Annotated in this window: 20 protein-coding genes; 13 read left to right on the plus strand and 7 right to left on the minus strand. The window is 66.7% G+C overall.

Going from position 1 to position 21,829, the window contains the following annotated elements; genetic code table 11:
• The first annotated feature begins 20 nt into the window (after positions 1–20).
• The 5 genes from G7Y85_RS17630 (at position 21) to G7Y85_RS17650 (ending at position 7,038) form a co-directional block, all read left to right on the plus strand.
• A complete protein-coding gene (locus G7Y85_RS17630) occupies positions 21–845 on the plus strand; it encodes an SDR family NAD(P)-dependent oxidoreductase (protein ID WP_166260436.1) in 825 nt (274 codons plus the stop codon).
• Between the two features lie 157 nt (positions 846–1,002).
• Complete coding sequence (locus tag G7Y85_RS17635) at positions 1,003–1,377, plus strand: hypothetical protein (protein ID WP_166260439.1); 375 nt, start codon at positions 1,003–1,005, stop codon at positions 1,375–1,377.
• Between the two features lie 157 nt (positions 1,378–1,534).
• Positions 1,535–3,517, plus strand: a complete 1,983-nt coding sequence (locus G7Y85_RS17640) for an SDR family oxidoreductase (protein WP_166260442.1) — start codon at positions 1,535–1,537, stop codon at positions 3,515–3,517.
• A gap of 66 nt (positions 3,518–3,583) precedes the next feature.
• On the plus strand, positions 3,584–4,921 hold the full coding sequence (locus tag G7Y85_RS17645; RefSeq protein ID WP_166260445.1) for a TPM domain-containing protein: 1,338 nt from the start codon (positions 3,584–3,586) through the stop codon (positions 4,919–4,921).
• A 242-nt stretch (positions 4,922–5,163) separates the two neighbouring features.
• Entirely contained in the window at positions 5,164–7,038 is a 1,875-nt protein-coding gene (locus G7Y85_RS17650; protein WP_436286644.1) for a CocE/NonD family hydrolase, read from the plus strand.
• Between the two features lie 142 nt (positions 7,039–7,180).
• Here the strand turns inward: G7Y85_RS17650 and G7Y85_RS17655 are convergent, their stop codons facing one another.
• The gene (locus tag G7Y85_RS17655; RefSeq protein WP_166260451.1) at positions 7,181–8,248 is read right to left on the minus strand and encodes a 3-deoxy-7-phosphoheptulonate synthase; all 1,068 of its coding nucleotides are present in this window, start codon (positions 8,246–8,248) and stop codon (positions 7,181–7,183) included.
• A gap of 128 nt (positions 8,249–8,376) precedes the next feature.
• On the opposite strand from G7Y85_RS17655, the gene G7Y85_RS17660 reads away from it, so the two are divergent.
• Positions 8,377–9,336, plus strand: a complete 960-nt coding sequence (locus G7Y85_RS17660) for a DUF3187 family protein (protein WP_166260454.1) — start codon at positions 8,377–8,379, stop codon at positions 9,334–9,336.
• Positions 9,337–9,500: 164 nt separating this feature from the next.
• Positions 9,501–10,520, plus strand: coding sequence for a LysR family transcriptional regulator (locus G7Y85_RS17665; RefSeq protein ID WP_241696251.1), 1,020 nt, complete (start codon positions 9,501–9,503; stop codon positions 10,518–10,520).
• On the opposite strand, the gene G7Y85_RS17670 is transcribed toward G7Y85_RS17665, so the two are convergent.
• Positions 10,438–10,908, minus strand: a complete 471-nt coding sequence (locus G7Y85_RS17670) for a hypothetical protein (protein WP_166260457.1) — start codon at positions 10,906–10,908, stop codon at positions 10,438–10,440. The genes G7Y85_RS17665 and G7Y85_RS17670 overlap by 83 nt on opposite strands.
• Positions 10,905–11,513 (minus strand): glutathione S-transferase family protein, encoded by a 609-nt coding sequence (locus G7Y85_RS17675; RefSeq protein WP_166260460.1) that lies wholly within the window; start codon positions 11,511–11,513, stop codon positions 10,905–10,907. Before G7Y85_RS17675 ends, G7Y85_RS17670 begins: the two co-directional genes overlap by 4 nt.
• 84 nt (positions 11,514–11,597) lie before the next feature.
• On the opposite strand from G7Y85_RS17675, the gene G7Y85_RS17680 reads away from it, so the two are divergent.
• From G7Y85_RS17680 to G7Y85_RS17705, 6 genes are all read left to right on the plus strand, one after another.
• Positions 11,598–12,770, plus strand: coding sequence for a magnesium transporter (locus tag G7Y85_RS17680; RefSeq protein WP_166260463.1), 1,173 nt, complete (start codon positions 11,598–11,600; stop codon positions 12,768–12,770).
• A gap of 285 nt (positions 12,771–13,055) precedes the next feature.
• Positions 13,056–17,168 carry a M36 family metallopeptidase gene (locus G7Y85_RS17685; protein WP_166260466.1) on the plus strand — a complete coding sequence of 1,371 codons (4,113 nt, stop codon included), beginning with the start codon at positions 13,056–13,058 and terminating at the stop codon, positions 17,166–17,168.
• 108 nt (positions 17,169–17,276) lie between these two features.
• Positions 17,277–17,585, plus strand: a complete 309-nt coding sequence (locus G7Y85_RS17690; protein ID WP_166260469.1) for a hypothetical protein — start codon at positions 17,277–17,279, stop codon at positions 17,583–17,585.
• Between the two features lie 6 nt (positions 17,586–17,591).
• On the plus strand, positions 17,592–18,329 hold the full coding sequence (locus tag G7Y85_RS17695) for a sulfite exporter TauE/SafE family protein (protein WP_166260472.1): 738 nt from the start codon (positions 17,592–17,594) through the stop codon (positions 18,327–18,329).
• Complete coding sequence (locus G7Y85_RS17700) at positions 18,320–18,745, plus strand: PaaI family thioesterase (RefSeq protein WP_206675607.1); 426 nt, start codon at positions 18,320–18,322, stop codon at positions 18,743–18,745. The genes G7Y85_RS17695 and G7Y85_RS17700 overlap by 10 nt, the downstream gene beginning before the upstream one ends.
• A gap of 41 nt (positions 18,746–18,786) precedes the next feature.
• Complete coding sequence (locus tag G7Y85_RS17705) at positions 18,787–19,185, plus strand: hypothetical protein (protein WP_166260475.1); 399 nt, start codon at positions 18,787–18,789, stop codon at positions 19,183–19,185.
• A gap of 47 nt (positions 19,186–19,232) precedes the next feature.
• Here the strand turns inward: G7Y85_RS17705 and G7Y85_RS17710 are convergent, their stop codons facing one another.
• The 4 genes from G7Y85_RS17710 to G7Y85_RS17725 form a co-directional block, all read right to left on the minus strand.
• The gene (locus G7Y85_RS17710) at positions 19,233–19,685 is read right to left on the minus strand and encodes a hypothetical protein (RefSeq protein WP_166260478.1); all 453 of its coding nucleotides are present in this window, start codon (positions 19,683–19,685) and stop codon (positions 19,233–19,235) included.
• Between the two features lie 165 nt (positions 19,686–19,850).
• Positions 19,851–20,237, minus strand: a complete 387-nt coding sequence (locus G7Y85_RS17715; protein WP_166260482.1) for a DUF488 domain-containing protein — start codon at positions 20,235–20,237, stop codon at positions 19,851–19,853.
• 112 nt (positions 20,238–20,349) lie between these two features.
• Complete coding sequence (locus G7Y85_RS17720; protein ID WP_166260485.1) at positions 20,350–20,610, minus strand: hypothetical protein; 261 nt, start codon at positions 20,608–20,610, stop codon at positions 20,350–20,352.
• Positions 20,611–21,012: 402 nt separating this feature from the next.
• Positions 21,013–21,829, minus strand: an 817-nt coding sequence (locus G7Y85_RS17725) for a hypothetical protein (RefSeq protein WP_206675608.1), incomplete at its 5' end; no start/stop codon positions are given.

The following is a 21,829-nucleotide window of genomic DNA, read 5'->3' on the forward strand; positions in this document are numbered from 1 at the left end:
AAATTTCCGAGGGTGGGGACATGGAGCAGGTCACCGGCAAGAACGTGCTGATCACCGGCGCGGCGATGGGCATGGGCAAACTGTATGCGCAGCTCGCGGCCGGCGAGCGCGCGCGCACGATCGTGCTCTGGGACATCAACGCCGTCGAGCTCGACAAGACGGCGGCCGAACTGCGGGCGCAGTGCGAGCAGGTCATCACGCAGGTCGTCGATGTCTCCAGCTACGAGGCGATCGCCGCCGCCGCCGCCGAAGTCCGCAGCCGGGTCGGCACGCTGGACGTGCTGATCAACAACGCCGGCATCATTCGCGGCAAGTATTTCTGGGAACACGACGCGCAGCGCGACATCGAGATGACGATGGCGATCAACGCGCTGGCGCCGATGTACATCGCCCGCGAGTTCCTGCCGGACATGCTGGCCGACAAGACGGTGGAGCGGCGCATCGTCAACATCTCGTCGGCGGCCAGCCTGGTCGCCAATCCGCGCATGAGCGTGTACTGCGCGTCGAAGTGGTCATGCACCGGCTGGAGCGATTCGCTGCGCCTGGAGCTGGCGCAGGCCGGCCACGCCAACGTGAAGGTCCTGACGGTCTGCCCGACCTATATCTCGACGGGCATGTTCGAAGGCGCCAAGCCGATGCTGATGACGCCGGTGATGACGCCGCAGTACGTTGTCGACCGCGTCTGGCGGGCGATGAAGCGCGGCAAGCCACGCCTGATCCTGCCGTGGACCGTGTACCTGTCGAATGCCCTCAAGGGCCTGCTGCCGGTGCGCCTGTTCGACTGGCTCGCGGACCATGTGTTCGGCGTCTATCACTCGATGGACGAGTTCAGGGACCGCAAGTAGCACGACCATCGGTCGGCGTCCGGCCGCCCTTTGTTCCCCCGCGTGTCGCGGCCGGCGTGAACTGCGGCACGCTGTCGGCGCCGACACGGATTGTCCGCCAAGCCGGCGTGGCCTTATAAATGCGGGCCGGCCGGACTGCTCCGGCCGCGGAGGGAACATGAACACCACAAGCCGACCGATCTCGATCGCCGCCACCCTGCTGCTGGGCGCCACCGCCCTGCTGCTGGGCGCCTGCGGCAGCGATGCGCCGAAGCCGCTGACGGCACGGAACGTCTCCGCGCCGCTGGCGCCGCCGCAATATCTGCCGCCGGGCCTGTCGACCTCGCTCAAGCAGGGCGACGTCGTCGACCTGAAAGCCGCGACCGCCCTGATGCTGCACCCGCAGGGCAAGGGTGAGGTCGCCGAGAAGCTGGCGCCGGGCACGCTGGTGAAGCTCAAGGCACGCACGCTCAACAGCGAAGGGCCATGGTGGCTGGTCGACACCGCGACCGACGCCGGCTGGATTCCTGAGGCGGAATTGCTGCGCAAGTAGTGTCACGCCCGCGCCGCTGATTTGGCGCTACTCTGTGCATCCGCAGTGGACGGACTTGGCCGTGGACGCAGCCTTGGCCGTGCGCTGCGGCAAGTTCATCGGCCGCGGCGGTCCGCTAAGATGAGCCCATCCAAAAACGACAACCAGGGGGACACGAATGAATTACTTCGTGACCGGCGCGACAGGTTTCATCGGCAAGTTTCTGATCGGCGAACTGCTGGCGCGCGAAGACGCCAAGGTCTACGCCCTGGTGCGAGCCAGTTCGCAGGAAAAGTTCGACGCGCTGCAGGAGCGCTACGGCGACGCCGGCAAGCGCCTGCATGCCGTGCATGGCGACGTCACCGAGCCGGGTCTGATCTCGGACGCCGACCGCAAGAAGCTCAAGGGCAAGGTCGACCACGTCTTCCACCTGGCCGCCGTCTATGACATGAACATGGACGATGCGACCGGCAATCGCATCAACAACGAAGGCACGCGCAACGTCGTGGCGTTCGTCAACGAACTCGGCGGCGATGTGCGCCTGCACCACGTCTCCAGCGTCGCGGTCGCCGGCGGCGATTTCTCCGGCCGCTTCACCGAGGACATGTTCGATGAAGGCCAGCGCCTCGGCCATCCGTATTTCCGCACCAAGTTCGAGTCCGAGAAGATCGTTCGCGACGAGGCGACGGTGCCGTTCCGCATCTACCGCCCGGGTGCGGTGGTCGGTTCGTCGCAGACCGGCGAGATGGACAAGATCGACGGCCCCTACTACTTCTTCAAGAGCGTGCAGCGGCTCAGCCACGCGGTGCCGAAATGGCTGCCGCTGCTCGGCGTCACCGGCGGCAAGGTGCCGATCGCGCCGGTCGACTACGTCGCCAGGGCGATGGACCACATCGCCCACAAGCCCGGCCTCGACGGCAAGTGCTTCTGCCTGATCCAGTCACACTCGCCCACCGTCGGCGAACTGATGCAGACCATCATGGAGGCCTCGCACGGGCCGCACTTCGCCAAGGAACTGGAAGTGCCGGCGATCCCGCCGCAGGTCAAGATGCTCGGCGAGCGGGTCGCCGATGCGGTTCCGCCGCCGATCAAGAAGCGCATTTCGAACGCGATCGGCATTCCGGTTTCGGTGCTCGGCTACGTGATCAACCGCGCCGTGTTCGACGACAAGGAAGCCCGCAAGGCGCTCAAGGGTTCGGGCATCCAGTGCCCGGACATCCGCGACTACTGCGAAAAGCTTTGGCAGTACTGGGAGCTGTATCTCGATCTCGACACCAAGCTGCCGCGCGGCGCCGTGCAGCGCGTGTCGGGCAAGGTGGCGGTCGTCACCGGCGCATCCAGCGGCATCGGCTTCGTGGTGGCCAAGAAGCTGGCGGCGGCCGGCGCCAAGGTCATTCTCGTCGCGCGCACCCGCGAGAAGCTCGAACAGACGCGCGACATTCTCGAAAAGGCCGGCGGCGAAGCGCACGTCTATCCCTGCGATCTGTCGGATCTGAAGGCGATCGATGCCTGCTGCGCCGAGATCCTGCGCGACTTCGGCCATGTCGACATCCTCGTCAACAACGCCGGCCGCTCGATCCGCCGCGCGGTGATGGAGGCGACGACGCGCTTCCATGACTTCGAGCGCACCATGCAGCTGAACTACTTCGGCGCGGTGCGCATGATCCTGGCGTTCCTGCCGACGATGGCGCAGCGCAAGAGCGGCCAGATCATCAACATCAGCTCGATCGGCGTGCTTGCCAACGCCGCGCGCTTCTCGGCGTATGTCGCATCGAAGGCCGCGCTCGATGCGTTCTCGCGCTGCCTGTCGGCCGAGGTCAAGCACTGCAACATCGACGTCACCGCGATCTACATGCCGCTGGTACGCACGCCGATGATCGCGCCGACCAAGATCTACGACTACGTGCCGACCTGGTCGCCGGACAAGGCCGGCGACACGGTGATGAGGGCGATCCTGCACAAGCCGAAGTCGATCGCCACGCCGCTCGGCACCGCCGCTGCCGTGTCGTACGCGCTGTGGCCGAAGCTCAACGACTACATCCTCAACAAGGGCTTCCATCTGTTCCCGTCCTCGTCGGCTGCCAAGGGCCGCAAGGAAGGCGTCAAGCCGACGCTGGAGCAGGTGGTGTTCGCCAACCTGTTCAAGGGCGAGCACTTCTAGGCCGGAAGTCGTCGCGATGTTCCGGTTGTCAGGGCGCGGCGCCGGGGCCGCGCGCGGGATGGAGTCATGCGTAGTGCGGGGGCACTCGGCTGGGCGGCGGTGTTCGGGCTGTGGTTCAGCCTGGCCGCGCATGCTGCGGTGCCGGCACTCGACTCGCCGCTGGTCGACACGACCGGCAGCCTGGACGATGACGCCCGTGTCGCGCTGACGCAGCGGCTGCAGGCCTTCGACGACAGCGGCCGCGCGCAGATTGCGATCCTGATCGTCGCGGACACCGGCGGTGCGCCGCTCAGCGACTATGCCCTGCAGGTCGCCGAGGCCTGGCAGCTGGGGCGGGCCGGGCGCGATGACGGCTTGTTGATCGTGATCGTGCCGCCCGCGCATGCGGCGCGGATCGAAGTCGGCTACGGCCTCGAAGGCGACATTCCGGACGCCATCGCCTCGCGCTGGGTCGATGCACTGCTGCCGTCACTGCACGACGGCACGCTGGCGGCCGGCCTGGACCGCTTGCTCGATGCCGTCGATGCGACCCTGCCGGCGGCGGCAGAGGCGAAAAGCGACGCATCGACCACGACACTGTTCGAAGGCCACCCGGAATGGAATCTGGCGTTCGTGCTCGTCGTGTTCTCGCCGTTCGCCCTGTTCCCCCTGTTCATGGGGCTCTGGGGCGCCGTTGCCAGCGCACCCTTGTTCGCGCTGATGATCGGCGCTGCCGCCCATGTCGTGTGGGGGCGTCAGGACGCCACGCTGGCGGCCGCGCTGCTTGCGCTGCCCTTGCCGGTGCTCTGGGGGTTGATCGGCATGCGTCGTCCGATCGGCCACGCCTGGCTGCGCGGCCTGCTGGTGGTCGGCAAGCTGCTGGGCCTGTTGCTGTTCTTCTCGTGGCTGAGCCTGTTCGTCGGGGTCGGCGTGGTGGCGATGGAGTTTCCGCTCTGGGCGGCGCTGGCGTTCGCCGGCCTGCTGACGATCGGACTGGCGGCGACGCTGTTTCCGGGCCGCCCGGCGCAGCGCCTGATGGTGACCCTGCGCAGCCTGATGCACTTCGTGTTCGTGCTGATCCTGGCGATGATCAGCCTGCACGGCGTGGTTGATCCGGTACTGCCCTGGGCCCTGCTGGCCGCAACCGTGTTCACCGGCGCGGTCATCGTCCATCTGTTTGCCGACGCGCGCGCCAGGCGCGACGGCAGCGCGCGAGCCCGCCGCTATGCGCGTGCCGGCTTCGCCGTCGCATTGCTGATCCTGCTGCCGCTCGGCGGCCTGGCCGTGCTGCTGTCGATCATCGGCGAGAGCGGACAGCTGGGCGCGGCCGGGGGTGGCAGTGCGATCGCCGGCGGTCTGTGGTGGGCGGCGCGACGCGGCTTTGGCGGCCGCTTCGGCGGCGGTGGCGCCGGGCGCAGCGGCTGAGCGATCGGGCTGCGGCGTCGCGAGCTGTCCGCCGGCATGATCGCCGCGACCGGTCGGCCGCCGTGCCGCCGATGCGCGCCGGTGCAGCCAAGGTCGATGGCGGAAAGTTTGATTACAGTACCGGCAGCGGCCAGGCCAGAGCCGACGACACCGACATCTTCAGGGGAGACAGCATGCGCAGCACCCTCATTTCGACGATCACCGCTCGCTGCCTGCAGCTCGCAGCGGTCAGCACGCTGACGATGCTGGCCGCCTGTGGCGCGTCGAGTTCCACCGATGCGGTCGGCGGGTCGGGGTCGTCCACCACGCTCGGCACGCGCGCCGAGCCCGCTGCGCCGGCCAAGACCATCACCGGCAATGCCGGCGCGACCTGGAGCGACTACGATCCGGCGACGCTGTACCCGGGCACCAAGACCCTGCCGCTGCAGTACATCACGATGCGTGACGGCGTGAAGCTGGCCGCCTACGTGACCGTGCCGGCCGACGCCGATGGCAATGCGATCGACACGCCGCTGCCGGTCGTGCTGGTGCAGACCTCGTACAACGGCGCCGCCGGCAGCGCGGTTCCCGCGATCGGCGGGGCCGATTCGTACATCGTCGAACACGGTTACGTGAGCGTCGTCGTCGACGTGCGCGGCACCGGCCAGTCCGAAGGCGAGTGGGAAGCCTTCGGCGAAGACGAGCAGGCCGACTACGCGGAAGTGGTCGACTGGGTGACGCAGCAGTCGTTCAACGATGGCCGCATCGGTGTCTACGGCGTGTCGTATCTCGGCATCACCGCGATCATCACGGCGGCGCAGGGCCATCCGGCGGTCAAGGCGGCGTTTCCGATCGTGCCGATCGGCGACGGCTATCGCGACATCGTCTTCACCGGCGGTCAGGTCAATCCGACCTTCATCCCGCTCTGGCTCGGGCTGGTGTCGGTACTCGGCCTGACCAATCCGACCATCCTCACCGATCCGGCGACCGGCCTGCCGGCGACGCTCGATCACCTGCTCAGCGCCGTCGCCAACTTCCAGGTGCCGACCATCCTCAATGCGCTGACCGGCGATCCGGACACGGCCTACGACGGCGATTTCTGGAAGGTCCGTTCGCCGCTCGAGAACGACGCGAAGATCACGGTGCCGACGTTCATCGTCGGCGGTCTGCACGACCTCTTCCAGCGCAGCGAACCGATCAGCTACGAGCGCATCAAGCACAACGCGCCGGCCAAGCTGCTGATCGGGCCGTGGACGCATGTCGAAGCCGCGGTCGGTTCCGGTCTGCCGGCCGACGGCGTACCGCCGCTCAATCACATCGAGCTGCGCTGGTTCGACCAGTACGTGAAGGGCATGAAAGTCGGCGCCGACACGATGCCGAACGTCACGCAGTACGTCACAGGCCTCGAACATTACGTGACGGCCAGCGACTGGCCGCATCCCGACGTCCACGCGCAGCGGCTCTACATGCACGGCGACAAGAGCCTGAGTGAAGACCAGCCGGCGACGGACGAAGCGGCGAACACCGTGTTGCAGCTGCCGATCGAAGGTCTGTGCTCGATCAGCACGTCGCAGTGGACTGCCGGCCTGCTCGGCTATATCCCGCTGCCGTGCTTCCAGAACAGCAATACCGCGGAAACGCTGAGCGTGAAATACGAAACGCCGGCGATGGCCGACGACTACTACCTCAACGGCCCGATCGAAGCCGACATCTGGATGTCGACGACCGCCAGCGACGCCTCGTTGTCGGTGCGTGTCGATGACGTCGACGAAAGCGGTACGGCAAAGTCGCTGACCAATGGCATCCAGACCGCCTCGCTGCGCATGGTCGATGCCAGCCGCTCGCGTCTGCTCGACGGCCAGATGATCCAGCCATGGCATCCGTACACGCAGGCGTCGGTGCAGGCGGTCGGCAGCGGCAATGCGGTGCTGGTGCCGGTCGAGATCTTCGCGACCAGTGCCTTGATCGCCAAGGGCCACAAGCTGCGCGTTGCCGTTGGTGCCAGCGATCTGCCGCAGGGCGTGCCGCCGGTGCCGACGCTGCTGCAGTCGCTGGCTGGTGCGTTGACGATCTACAGCGATGCCGCGCATCCGAGCAGTGTCGTGTTGCCGGTGGTGCCGGCCAGCGCGCTGCAGTAGCGCGACGGTCGTCGCCTGCAGGAGCGGCGCAAGGCGCGATCAAGGCCCGCTTCCCCGGCAAGACATCGCGGCTCGTGCCGCATCTGCCGAAAACAGAAGGCCCGCGGATTTCGCCGCGGGCCTTCTGCATCCGATCGTGCAATCAGGCGCTGCGTGCGTGGCGCAGACGACGCTGTTCGACGCTGGTCGCGAGATGGCGCAGCAGCTCGGCGGTATCGTCCCAGTGGATGCAGGCGTCGGTCACCGACTGGCCGTACTGCATGTTGTCGCCGATGTCCTGGCGGCCCTCGACCAGATGCGATTCGATCATCACGCCGATGATGCGGTCGTCGCCGCCGGCGATCTGATGGCCGACGTCATGGCCGACCACGACCTGGCGCTTGTGCTGCTTGCTCGAATTGGCGTGGCTGAAATCGATCATCACCTGCGGCCGCAGGCCGGCCTTGGTGAGCGCCGCGCAGGCTGCGTCGACGCTCTTGGCGTCGTAGTTGGTGCCGGCGCTGCCGCCGCGCAGGATCACATGGCAGTCTTCATTGCCATTGGTCTCGAAAATGCCGATCTGGCCCTGCTGGTTGAGCGACAGGAAGCGGTGCGGGTGCCTGGCCGACATCACGGCGTCGACCGCCACCTTGACCGAGCCTTCGGTACCGTTCTTGAAGCCGACCGGGCAGGACAGCGCCGACGCCAGCTCGCGATGCAGCTGCGATTCGGTGGTGCGCGCGCCGATCGCGCCCCAGGCGACCAGATCGGTCAGGTACTGCGGCGTCAGGATGTCGAGGTATTCGACGCCGGCCGGAATGCCCATCTCGTTGAGCTGCAGCAGCAATTCGCGCCCGACGCGCAGGCCCTTGTTGATGTCGTAGCTGTCGTTGAGGTCCGGATCGTTGATCAGGCCCTTCCAGCCGACCGTGGTGCGCGGCTTCTCGAAATAGACACGCATGACGATCAGCAGGTGCTTGTCGAGCTGCGCGCGCAGCGCCTTCAGGCGGTTCGCATATTCGAGCGCCGCCCTGGGGTCGTGGATCGAGCACGGCCCGACGATCACCAGCAGGCGGTCGTCACGGCCGTACAGCACGTCCTGGATTTCGCGGCGGGTATCGAAGGTGGTCTTCGTGGCGCTGTCGCTGGCCGGCAGCTCGGCCTGAACTTCGGCCGGCGTGGAAACCGGCCGGATCGACTTGATTCGCGTGTTTTCGGTGACGAGACGCATGACGCAAAACCTTGCTGTGAAGCCAAACGGGCGCAAATCCTAACAGTTTCGCCTTTGCGCTGGGTGTTTCCCCCGAGTGCGCGCGCCGTGCACAATCGCCGCCACCTTTCCTCGCCGGGCCTTGACCCATGCCGCGCCTGATCCCGTCCTCGCTGCTGCTCGCCGCCCTGCTGTCGAGCCCGGCGGCATTCGCCGCCGACACCCCGTTCGTGTTCGGCACCTTCAACCAGGCGGCGCTGGCGCGCTATGCGCCGCTGCCGACGCCGCAGGCCGACAGTACCGGCAGCGGCTACCGGGTCACGCTCGACTGGACCAATGAATTCGTCGCCGACCAGAGCGGTGGCGAGACCCTGCTGCTCGACGGCGAAAGCCTGCGCCTGGGGCTGGGCGGCCGGCTGCGCTACGGGCCATGGCTGTTCGGTGCCGAACTGCCGCTGCTGTTCACCGGCGGCGGCACGCTCGACGGCCTGATCGAGAACTGGCACCGCTGGTTCGGGCTGCCCAACGGCGGCCGTGAACAGCGGCCGCGCGGCAAATACGCCTACCGCTACAGCGACAACGGCGTCAGCGTGCTCGATGACGAGCATGGCCACAGCGGCCTCGGCGATGCGCGCCTGTTCGCCGCGCGCTGCAACCAGAGCGGCGGCTGCTGGCGGGCGATGCTGCAGTTGCCGACCGGCAACGCCGATCAGCTCATGGGCGGCAGCCTCGGCCTGGCGGTCTGGTACGAACAGGGTTTCGCGTTCACCACGCTCGGTCCCTGGAGCGGTTCGCTCGCGGCGGGTGTCAGCGGCGTGCACGGCGACGGGCCGCTCGATGGCCAGCAGCAGGACTTCATTCCGTTCGGCTGGGCCTCGCTGGGCTACGGTCTGACCTCGGCACTGGACCTCGGCGCGCAGTTCTATCTGCATGCGCCGCTCTATCGGCATTCCGATCTCGATGCCCTGTCGCGGCCCGGCGGCCAGTTGTCATTCGGGTTCCGCTACCGCAGCGCCGCCGGCATCTCGACCTGGCTCGGTGTCCAGGAAGACGTGATCACCGAATCGTCGCCGGACTTCTCGATCCACATGGCGGCCGACTTCCGCTAGGGCCTGTTAACGCCAATCAGCTCCGTCGTCGCCCGGTTGTGGCGCGCGCCGGCCGGGATGCGACGGAGCTGCCGCATCGGAGTGCTGGCGCGGCAGGCGCACAATGGCGGTGAGGACCGATGCCGTAACGGCAGCCGGATCGCGGGATTCGTGGAGCGGTCACCATGCGTCTGACACTCGATGCGCTGGAAACCCTGGATGCGATCGTCGAGCACGGCAGCTTCGCGAGGGCTGCCGACGCCCTGCATCGCGTGCCGTCGGCGATCACCTACACCGTGCAGAAGCTGGAATCCGATCTCGAGGTGCAGCTGTTCGACCGCAGTGGCAAGCGGCCGCGGCTGACCGAGGCCGGCAAGGCGCTGGTCGAACGCGGCCGGCATCTGCTGCGCGAGGCCGAGAGTCTGGAAAACGGCGTCAAGCGCGCCGCGCACGGCTGGGAAATGCAGCTGACGATGGCGATCGACGAGATCGTGCCGCTGGAGCTGATCTTTCCGCTGATCGCCGAATTCGACCGGCTCGGCAACGGCACGCGCATCCGTCTGACACGCGAGACCTTCGGCGGCGCCTGGGATGCCTTGATCGATCGCCGCGCCGACCTGTCGATCGGTGCCGCCGGTGAAATGCCGCAGGGATACGGCCTCGCCAGTCGGCGCTGGTGCTCGGTGCCGTTCACGTTCGTGGTTGCCCGCTGGCACCCGCTGGCGACACTGCCGGAACCGCTGCGCTTCGAGCAGATCATCGGCCATCGCGCGGTCGTTGCCGCCGACTCGTCGCGCAAGCTGGCGCCGCGCTCGACCGGCATTCTCGACGGGCAGGACACGCTGATCGTGCCGACCCTGGGCGCCAAGCTGGCCGCCCAGCTTGCCGGTCTGGGCATCGGCTTTCTGCCGCACTACATGGTCAAACCGCATCTCGCGGACGGCGCCCTGATCGGCCGCGAGCTGGAAGCGCCGCGAGCGCCGGCGATCCTGCATCTGGCCTGGCGAGCCGGGGCGCGCGCAGGACTGGTTCCGGGAACGCATAGCCGCCGACCCGGGCCTGCTCGCAGCGCTCGGCGCACTCGAAGCCCGGGCGCCATCGCTCGGCACGCCCTGAGCGGCGTCAGGGCAGACGCAGTGCGCGCAGGGCGCCGGCGAACAGCACGACGAAGCCGCCGACCTCCGCCAGCACCAGCAGCACCATGAACACGGCCAGTCCGTGCTTCGGCAGCGTCAGTCCGCCGATGCGCTGCGGACGCCGGAACTGATTGTCGGTGTCGCCCAGCCAGCCGTGCAGCACGTAGCCGCCGATCGCCAGCGCGAAAAACGCCAGCGGCAGTGCGGTCGCCCACAGGTTCACCGCTGCATCCCAGACCGACAACTGCGCGAACTGTGCGATCAGCAGCGCGGCAAACGCGTACATCAGCGCCGCACGATGCGCGATGTCGACGTACGACGGCGCCTGCGCGTCGTCGCGGCGGGCGATGTGCGCGTACTTCCAGACGCCGGTCAGCAGGCCGGCGAGAAAGAACAGGCCGGCAGCGACCAGCGCGAGTCGCGCGGCGGCGGTCAGGGTGTTCGCGTCGGCGATCATGGCGTGCCCGGCATGGCCACGAAACCCGGCTGCCGTTCGACCCGTCGCAGCCAGGCTTCGATCTGCGGATAGTCGTCGAGCCGGTAGCCGCCGTCGCCGGCGCAGTGCGTGTAGGCGTACAGCGCGATGTCGGCGATCGAGTACGCCGTGCCGGCCAGGAACGGGGTCTTGCGCAGCTGGCTTTCCATCACCGCAAAGGCAGCGTGGCCGCGGACCATGGCGTCACGGATCTTGTCGGCCCACGCCTCGCCCTTGCCGAGATAACGAACCCAGTAGCGGACGGTCGCGATATACGGTTCGTGGCTGTACTGCTCGAAGAACAGCCATTGCAGGATCTGCGCGCGCTGCCAGCGATCGGCCGGAAACAGCGGCGTGTCGTCCGCCAGATAGCAGAGCATGGCGTTCGACTCGGCCAGCGTGCGGCCATCGTCGAACGCCAGCAGCGGCACCTTGCCGTTCGGGTTCAGGGCCAGGAACGCGGCTTCGCGCGTCGCGCCGCCGACGACATCGACCTCCTGCCACCGGAACGGGAGGCCGAGTTGCTGCATCAGCAGCGCCGGCTTGTAACAGTTGCCGGAACCGCTCATTCCGTAGAGAGTGGGCATCGGGTCAGGATCAACGGAGCTGCGCCGGGTCGGCAGCGACGCAGTATCGCGCCGGTCCGGCTGAAGTCAATTGCGGAGATGCAGATGGACGATCAGGGATTGTCGGAGCTTGTGCGTGCCGTCGTCAGCCGTGTGCCGCTCGACGCCGCCGAGTTGCTGAAGCACGAAACACCGGAGCGGGTCGCTGCGGTATTCGAGCGTCTGCCGCGCAACTTCGCGCGCGATGTCGCGACCCATCTGCCGGCGTCGCTGCGGCCGATCGATGGCGTCACCGCCGACACGGCGATGCCCGGCACGGTCGCCGACCTGATGGAGCCGGTCACCGGCCTGTTGCCCGAACACGCGACCGTTCACGACGCGATCGAATTCCTGCGCGCGAGTCGCGATGCGCAGCAGATCACCTATCTGTACACCGTCGATCGCGACGAGCGATTGAGCGGTCTGGTCGTGATTCGCGATCTGCTGCTGTCGCGTCCGGATCAGGCGCTGTCGGAGATCATGCTGCCGGCACCGTTCAGCCTGTCGCCGGACCTCGATGCCAGCGAGGCCATCAAGGCTGCCGTGCATCGCCACTACCCGGTCTATCCGGTGGTCGACGCGCAGGGGCGCATGTGCGGCGTGATCCGCGGCTGGCGGCTGTTCGAGCAGCAGGCAATCGAGATCACCGCCCAGTCCGGTCAGATGGTCGGTGTCGACAAGGAAGAGCGTATCGATACCACGCTGTGGACCGCGTTCCGCATGCGCCATCCCTGGCTGCAGGTGAACCTGCTGACGGCCTTTGCGGCCGGTTTCATCGTCTCCCTGTTCGAAGGCACGATCTCGCAGATCGTCGCGCTCGCCGCGTTCCTGCCGATCCTCGCCGGGCAGAGCGGCAACACCGGCTGCCAGGCGCTGGCCATCACCCTGCGCGGCATCACGCTCGGCGATCTGGCGAAATTCCCGGTGCGCAAGCTGATCGGCAAGGAACTCATGCTGGGCGCCATGAACGGCTGCTTCACCGGCGTGATCGCCGCCGCCGCGATGTGGTGGACGGCCGCGCACGAGCACAATCCGCAGGCGCCGATGCTGGCGCTGGTGATCTGGCTGGCGATGATCGGCGGCTGCACGCTCAGCGGCCTGTTCGGCGTCATGGTGCCGCTGACGCTGCGCCGTTTCGGCGCCGATCCGGTCACGGCGTCGAGCATCTTCCTGACCACCGGCACCGACATCGCCGGCATGGGCCTGATGCTGACTCTCGCCACCGTGCTGGTGCTGTAACGGCGGCACGGACGGCGGTGCGCGGCTTTCGGGCCGGCCGTCGTGAAGCGGAGAAGACGCGCGATCGGGCGTGCGCCGCGGCTCGTGATGACCCGTCGCGGCTTCCCGGTCGGATGACACCGCAGAGCCGTCGTCGGCCGGCATCTGCCGGCGTGGTAAAAACGTACTAGGGGAAATCCGGAGTCGCGATCGCGGCATATTCGACGTGACGACGGCATTGTTGTTGCTCAGAGTCGGAGACTCAATTTCGGGGATTGGCGGAGCTTCCGCCTTTTTGGGGGATTCATGAAGCGGACACTATTCACGGGCGCGCTCGTCCTGGGCGCGGCGACGGCGGCGAGTGCGGCCAGTAGCAGCGGCAACTACGACGCGTTCTGGGCGCAGCACGGCAAAACCGCGATCGCACAGGCGGCGGCATTGACGGCGCAGCCGCACTACGACGCGGCGCTGAAGGGCGCGAGCTTCGTCTGGGCCGATCGCAACGCCCGTGCGCCGACCGTCGGCAACATCGGTGCTGCGCGCAAGCCGGCGCTGGAAAGCTTCGCGCGGCAGTACCTGCGTTCGCAGGCCGGCCGGCTGGCGCTGAATGCTTCGAGCGTCGAGCACGCGCCGCTGCTCGATCTGCAGGATCTCGGCCACGGTCCGGTCATCGCCCGTTTCCAGCAACGCGTCAACGGTGTCGACGTCTTCAATCGCCAACTCAGCGTGGCGATGGATCGCAGCGGTCGCCCGGTGGCGGTCGCCGGCTATTTCGCGAATACCGACGATGTGAAGCAGAGCCGCGTGCAGGCCTTTGCCGGCGACGCCGCGGCTGCGGCGCTGTCGAGAGCCTTCCACCAGCTCGGAGTCAGTGTCGGCAGCGGTCTGCTGCAGCAGACCGCGACGCGCGGCGACTATCGCCTGTTCAATCTCAACACCCTGCTCAGCGGCTTCGGCGTCTCGCGTCCGCCGCGTGTCAAACCGGTCTACTACGCCACGCACGACAAACTGGTGCCGGCCTATTACGTCGAAATCTTCGGCCGCCGCGGCGCGTCACCGGCCACGGTAGCCTGGTCGTACGTGATCGGCGAGGACGGCACGAAGTTGTTCGCCAAGGATCTGGTCGCCTATGACGCGGCGCAGCCGTTCTCGTATCGCGTGTTCGCCGACGGCAGTGGCATTCATCAGCCGTTCGATTCGCCGCTCGGCAATGGCTACCTGCCGTTCCCGGGTACCGGGATCGACGACGAGCTGGCGCGCAGCGATGCCGGCGCCAATCTGGTCTCGCTGGTCAGCGGTCCGATCTCGACCGGCGATCCCTGGCTGGCCAACGACGCGACCACCACCACCGGCAACAACGCCGATGCGTTTCTCGATACCGGTCCGCAGCTTAGCGTGCCGCTCAATCTGCCCGTCGACCTGCCGACCGGCGACGGCTACATTCCCGGTTCCGGCGATCTGCGCACGACGCTGACCGGCGCGCAGACCTTCGACTATCCGATCCACGCCGACGACGATCCGTCCGGCGTCAACGCCAAGAACGCCGCCATCATCAACCTGTTCTACATGAACAACTGGTTGCACGACTGGTGGTACGACCACGGGTTCAACGAAGTCGCCGGCAACGCGCAGACCAGCAACTACGGTCGCGGCGGCGTCGAGGGCGACGCCATTTCCGCGCAGGGCCAGGACTCGTCCGGTCGCAACAACGCCAACATGGCGACGCCCGCCGACGGCGGTTCGCCGACCATGCAGATGTATCTGTTCGACGGGCCGATCAGCGGCGAGGTCAAGGTCACGGCACCGAGCGCCGGTGCTTCGCTGAAGTTCTCCGGTGCCGGTTTCGGGCCGAACACCTTCGACGTCACCGCGCAGGCCGTGCTGGTCAACGACGGCAGCGATCCGGTCACCAACGGCTGCAACGACCTGCTGAGCATTCCCGACCCGACCGGCCTCGGCGTGATCCCGGCGATCCCCTCGCTGCCGGATCCGAGCGTGCTCGGCAAGATCGCGATCATCGATCGCGGCACCTGTTCGTTCACCGCCAAGGAACAGTTCGCGATGCTGTCCGGCGCCAAGGCGATGGTCGTCATCAACAACGGCGACGGCAACCCGATCACGATGGGGGACTCGACGATTCCCGACATCCCGATCGGCCTGCCGGTGACCACCGGACAGCTGTACACCGTACCGGCGGTGATGATCCGCAAGGACGATGGCGACGCCCTCAAGGCGATGCTCGCGGCAGGCAGCGTCAGCATGCACGTCAAGCGCAATCTGTCGATCGACTACGACGGCACGCTCGACGAACTCGTCATCAGCCACGAATTCTTCCATCACGTCAGCAACCGTCTGGTCGGCAATGGCTCGGGCCTGTCGAACACGCAGGGCGGCGGCATGGGTGAAGGCTGGAGCGACACCGACTCGCTGCTGCTCGCCGTGCGTCCGGAAGATGTCGACGCCGGCTCGTCGGTCTATTCGAACGACCATTTCCAGGGCGCGTATCCGACCGGCTTCTACGTGATCCCGGACTACTACTTCGGCATCCGTCGCGCGCCGTACTCGACGCGCATGGACGTCAATCCACTGACCTTCAAGCACATCACCGAGGGCGTGCCGATCGAGGGCGCGCCGGTGGCGTTCGGCGCCGACGGTGTCGGCAATTCGGAAGTGCACGACGTCGGCGAGGTCTGGGCGGAAATGCTGTGGGAGGTCTATGCCTCGCTGCTCAACCACCACGACTTCCAGACCGCGCAGGACCGCATGAAGGATTACGTGATCGGCGGCCTGAAGATGACGCCGTCGTCGCCGACCTTCACCGAGGCGCGCGACGGCGTGCTCGCGGCGGCGCTGGCCACCGACGCCGGCGACTACGCGCTCGCCGCGCGCGCGTTCGCCAAGCGCGGCCTCGGCCTGCACGCGGTCGCGCCCGATCGCAGCAGCACCGACAACGTCGGCGCGGTCGAAGACTATGTCGCGCTGGCGGCGCCGGCGCCGGTACTCGAACCGGGTATCGGTGACGTCGCCGACGGCAACGACGCCTGCGACCACGATGGCATTCTCGACGCCGGCGAAACCGGCACGCTGACGTTCTCCCTTTTCAACAACGGCGCCTACACGCCGGGTGAGACCGTCACCGCCAGCGTCAGCAGCAGCGCGCCGGCACTGGCACTGGCCAGCCACAGCCTGAGCTTCGTGGCGCCGGCCGTCGGCAGCACGGCAACGGCCAGCCTCGGGGTGTCGCTGGCCGACGATGCGACATCGCCGCTAACCGCGACGCTGACGATCACCGTCGCGCCGCCGTCGACGCCGGACCCGGCCGTCGACTATCCGGAGGCGACGAGCGTCGATCTGCTCACCAACTACGACATCGCCAGGACCGCGACCAGGGACGACTTCGAGTACCCGGCGATCGCCGCCAGCGGCTGGACACGCGTCTCGCAGGGCACGACCTCGCAGTGGAACATCGTCGACGACAACGATGACCTGGGCTCCGGCCATATCTGGTACGCGCCGGACCCGGAATCGACCGCGAACGTCTATCTGGCGACGCCGTCGTTCTCGGTGCCGACCGGTGGCAGCTTCTCGATGAAGTTCGACCATCACTACGACTTCGAGTCGCTGCTGCCCCTGCCGGTGATCGGCATCGGCTACGACGGCGGCGTGCTCGAAGTCAGCACCGATGGCGGCGCGACCTGGACCGAAGTCACCGACTTCGGTGCGCGCTTCACGCAGCACGGCTACAGCGGCCGCGCGCAGGTGCTGGCGCATCGCGCGTTCGTCAACAGCAACAGCGGCCTGCAGACCTCGGTGCTCGACTTCGGCACGCTGCTCGCCGGCAAGACCGCGCAGATCCGCTTCCATGTCGCCAGCGACGAACTCAACGGCGGCTATGGCTGGGCGGTCGACAATGTCGAACTGACCGGCACCAGCGCGCCGGTATTCAACGCCGTGTCCGCGGAAGACGGCATGTGCCTGCCGACGGGGGGCACGACCGGGGGTGAAACGACCGGCGGCACCACAACGGGAGGCACCACAACGGGAGGCACCACCACCGGTGGCGAGACCACGGGCGGAGCGACCACGGGAAGCACGACCGGCGGCGAAACCACCGGCAGCACCACGGGCGGTGAAACCACCGGTGGTACGACCACGGGTGGCACCACGACCGGTGGAACCACGACGGGCGGGGAAACGACCGGCGGCACCACGACGGGCGGCACCACGACGGGCGGCACCACCACCGGCGGAACCACCACTGGAGGCACCACGACGGGCGGTACGACCACCGGCGATGCCGGTACCGGCTCGTCGACGGTCGACAGCAGCGGTCAGAACGGCGGTGCCTTGCCGCTGGCGACCCTGTTCGGCCTGCTGTTCGCTGCGCTCGGACGGCGGCTGCGTTTCCGCCGTCGCTGATCGCGGTGGTTTGACCAGGGCGGCGGAGCGTCACGCCGCCGCCCTTTTTTGTTTCGGTTTGCGACACCCGCCACTGTGCCGCGGCCGATGCGGCACAATGAGCGCCGCATGCGTGCCTCCGCCATTTTCCTGCTGACGTGTCTGCTCGTGCTGACGGCTTCGTGCGCGAGCCAGGACAGAAAACCGATCAGCGAGCAGCTGCGTCAGGATTTCAAGGCTGCCGACAAGAACGGCGACGAGGCGCTCGATCGCGACGAGTTCGCCAATTTCCCCTTGCCCGGCGTCAAGTTCGAAGAGCTCGATACCGACAACAACGGCAAGGTCACGCTCGCCGAGATCAAGAGCTACATCATCTGGCGGCGCGTCCAGGCCGAGGGGCAACGTCGCTATGAAGAAGAGCGGCGGCACGGCAACTGACGCGCGATGACCACGCTGGATCTGGCGGTGGCACTGGTCGGATTTCTGACCTCGGCGCTGTCGGGTGCGGCGGGTCTGGGCGGCGGCACGATCCTGATCGGCGTGTTCTATGCGCTCGGCATGCCGCCGAGCGAGGCGGTGCCGCTGTTCGCGGCCGTGCAGTTCGTCTCCAACAGCTCGCGCACCGTCGCCTATATCCGTGACGTGGAGTGGTCGGCCGCGGGCTGGTTCCTGCTTGCCGGCATTCCCGCGACGCTGCTGGTCGCGCCCTTCGTCGGCCGGGTCGACACCGACACCGTGAAGCTGGTGCTCGCCGGTCTGATTCTCGCGTCGCTGGTGCCGCAGGCGAGCACGCGGCCGACGCCGGCACGCCCGGCCTTCGCGCTGGCCGGTGCGCTCAACGGCAGTCTCGGCCTGTTCGTCGGCGCCACCGGCCTGTTCGTCGGCCGCCTGTTCTTCCGCCCGGACTGGCGCAAGGAAACCGTGATCGGCACGCTGGCGATGACGCAGATGCTCGGCCACGGTCTGCGCGTGCTGGCCTACGGCCTCGTCGGGTTTTCCGCGCTCGCCGCGCCGCAGCGTCTGCTGCCGCTGTGCGCCGCGGTGATCGCCGGTACGCTGTTCGGCAAGCGCCTCAACGGGCGCATCAGCGAGCGTGCATTCGCGCGCCTGTTCCGCGTGGTGCTGATCACGCTGTCGCTGAAACTGATCTGGGACGCAATGCGGGGATACGGATGGATCTGAAGCTGGACGCTGCAGCGGTCGAAACCCTGATCCGCGACGGCCTGGTCGCCGCCGGCCGGGGCGGCATGCGGGTCGAGGAACTGCGCAGCGGCTACGCGCGCATCCGTCTGCCGTTCGACGGCGCCATGATCCGGCCCGGCAACGTACTGTCCGGGCCGACCCTGTTCACGGCTGCGGACAGCGCGATGTACGCGCTCGTGCTCGGCCATCTCGGAGCGCAGCTGATGGCAGTGACCAGCGACATGAACCTGCGCTTCCTCGCCAAGGCGGCGCCGGGCGACGTCATCGGCGAGGCCAGCTTTCTCAAGCTCGGGCGGCGGCTCGCGGTGATGGAAGCGAAAATCTCGACCGGAGCGGCGCCCGGCGTGACGGTCGCGCATGCGAGCGGCAGTTACGCGCTGCCGCTGCAAGCCTGAACGACCGGCGTCGCCCGCCCGCATCGATCTCCGGAGCTCTCATGAAAATCGGACACACCACATTGCTGATCGGCGCGCTGCTGGCGATCGCCGCCTGCAAGCCATCGGCACCCGCATCGGCAGTCGCGCCGCCGGCAGCGCCGGCCAAGGCGATCGCATCGTCGAGTTTCAGCGACAGGGTCTGGCGCGTCAGCGCCTCGTCGACGATCGAGCCCGGCATGCTGTACGTGTTCCTGTCGGACGGCACGCTCGTCATCGCGGCCGGCGGCAGCACGCCGACGCTCGGCAAATGGCGTTACGAAAACGGGGCCCTGACGATGATCGAGGAAGGCAACGCATATCCCACCGACATCGTCAGTCTCGGCGACAACCGGTTCACGATCCGCAGCCACAACCCCGGCACGCCGGTCGAGATCACGCTGGAGCGCGCAGCGCCCTGAGCGCGGTGTTCCTGAAACGGGGCGGCGGCGCGCCGCCGCCCCACGCATCACTTGCCGAAATCGATCTCGGTCCAGCGGGCGTTGTCGATCAGCTTGCGATAAGTCTCGTACTGCTTGACGGCGGCCTCGCCGGCTTCCTTCGAGAACGCGGCGAATTCCTCTTTCTCGATGGCCTGATCGCGCTTCTGATCCGGCGCCAGTGCCGCTTCATTGACGAAGTGCACCATCGACATCACATTCGGTGTGCCGGCCGTCGCACCATCGCGCGCAAAGATCTTGTAGTCGTCAATCAGACCGTGCTTCTTCTGGATGTCGAAGCCGGCCACCAGGCTCTGCTTGATGCCGACGAGGTAATCGTCGACGTGGTTCGGATCGACTTCGATCGTCTGTATCACCCAGACGCCCTTGCCCGGACTGTAGTCCTTGTACATCTCCGCCTGCGCCACACCGACACCAGCCACCAGGATGGCGCCCAGCGCCAGGCTCTTGATCGTCTTCATTGCAATCCCCTCCGTTACTCGATGGGCACGGCGCGGTGCGCCGCACGGACGCACTGTGACAGCTTGTCCGGCTCCGGTGTCGGGAGATGCTGCCGCCGGCAGCGGGCGAGCCGTGACGCGGTTCACGGCGGAACCCCGGGTTTCCGGCCGCGGCGAGGGCCGCCGCTACAGCGTCTCCGCGCCTGCTTCCTCGAGCAGCAAGCGAAGAACCGAGCGATGACAGCGCGTCTCATCCTCGCAATAGCAGCCGACGGAGAAGTTGGCATGCCGGGACAGCGCCGCCAGCAGCGCGATGGTCCTGGCGTTATCCGGCGCCGCCATCTCGCGCCGGTACTTCCGGGCGAACGCCTTCCACGCCTCCGGAGTCTGCGTCTTCTGCCCGAGCTTCACGGCTTCCGGGCTGGGCGACAGGCTCGGATACCACACGTCGTACCAGTTTCTGGACGCGAACCCGGACTTCGGTACCCCGCGCGGCGGTCGCCGGACCGTACCGATTCTCAGGCCCTCGTCTGCGTGACGGGCACTCCCAAGCCTGACGATTCGAATGGCCATCGCACTTCTCCCTGCGCCGACTCCGCGAGACGAGCGAACGGTGCGTTCAGTCAGCGACTGTTACCCATGTCTCCGGACTTTTCTGTTACCTATCTGTCCGGCCGTTCAACCTCTACTCCCACGGCAACCTTGGCAACGCGAGAAGCGCCTTGATGTACGCAGCTTCATCATATGCCTTGCCCTCTTTCAACATGCCAAATATCACCGTGGTCACAACGCACCCGATGAGTTTCATAGCTTCTTCTTCAGACCGACCTTCCGCCATCAGGCGTTTAAGCGTCCGCTGGGTTTCGGGCGGAGTGCCTGCCTCAATTTGATTTTCAATGATCTCAAATATGGCGGCTCTCGCAATTTCTGGATCACCCTCAGACATTCTTCACTCCGTTTCTGGTGACGCCCAGACAGTATGACTACCGCGGTCGCAGGCGCTGACCTCCGCGGACGGCGGCGCAGCCCGGTGAATATTCGCAATCCGCGTTGGCGTTGGGCGACGGCAGAACATCGCCGACTCGCGTGCCTGGACCGCGGCAGGCGCATGGACGGATCACAGCACTGCGGTATCCAACCCGCGTATATCAGCGTGAGCAACCGTCGAGCGTGCTGGCTGCGCCGCCTTCAGAAGATTCGGAAAACCAGATGAACTGAAAACCGCAAAAACTTCATCTCTCGTTCTTGACGGCGGTAGTCATATCAACGCCCCGGCTAAGCCGCGTGCCTGACGACGCGAAGCGGCGGCAGGTACGTCGGCTTGAGCCGATGGTTGGGTGCGTGCCGCTCAATTTGTGGTGGTGTGATTTGCATGAAGCTCAGTAACTCTGCCTTCGTTGAGCTTTAAGGCCAACACGCTGCTGATGTCGAACTCGCCGTCTTTTCCCTCATACAGATAGTAAATTACGGACGAAGGGGCGTGGTTGGGGGCGCCCAATATACTTTTTATTTTGTCGACGGACTCTCCAAGCCTGATGCCATTGTCTATGGAGACGTTTGCGGCTTCGCCGCTCGGAACAGGACACTGAGAAGTATATGGCTCCGCGCTCTTGAGCTGCTTCGCAACCATGCCGTCAATGTATTCCTGCCCGCCAAGCTCACTTGACGTAAGCCAGATGCGCTCGTGTGCGGCCGGGAGCGTGTAGCACATCCACATTTGAAACTCGCCGGCGTCTCCTCGCTGCCCAATGGGCGCAGGCCCCAATGCGGACAGGATGTCTTTAAATGTAGTTCTCTCAAAAGTCACACGAAATGCGCCAACTGTCACGCCAGTAACGGGTTGCATTTTCGTTCCGCTGGGCCTGATGTCCGGCACCGGCCATGACGGTGGCGGAATAGGGTTGCCGGCTTGCGCGACACCCACAGTTACAAACGCAAGAGCCGCAACGAGTTGAGAAAGTTTCACACGCGCCCAACGCTCAGGTTCACCCGCGCCGAGCGTCAGCGAGGGAAGCCGCGCCGGAGGCGTGGCCGTCGGGTGGAATGATGGAATGGACTCCTCCCGCTGTTTTGAGCGGCATCGAAGTGCCAAGCTGGAGATGCGAATCATCAGCTGTCCAACAGGAGGAGTCCGGACATGGAATCTACGCTCATCGCGGTGGATA

Origin of the sequence: Solimonas terrae (assembly GCF_011067135.1) — a bacterium.
In the GTDB taxonomy this organism is placed as follows: domain Bacteria; phylum Pseudomonadota; class Gammaproteobacteria; order Nevskiales; family Nevskiaceae; genus Solimonas; species Solimonas terrae.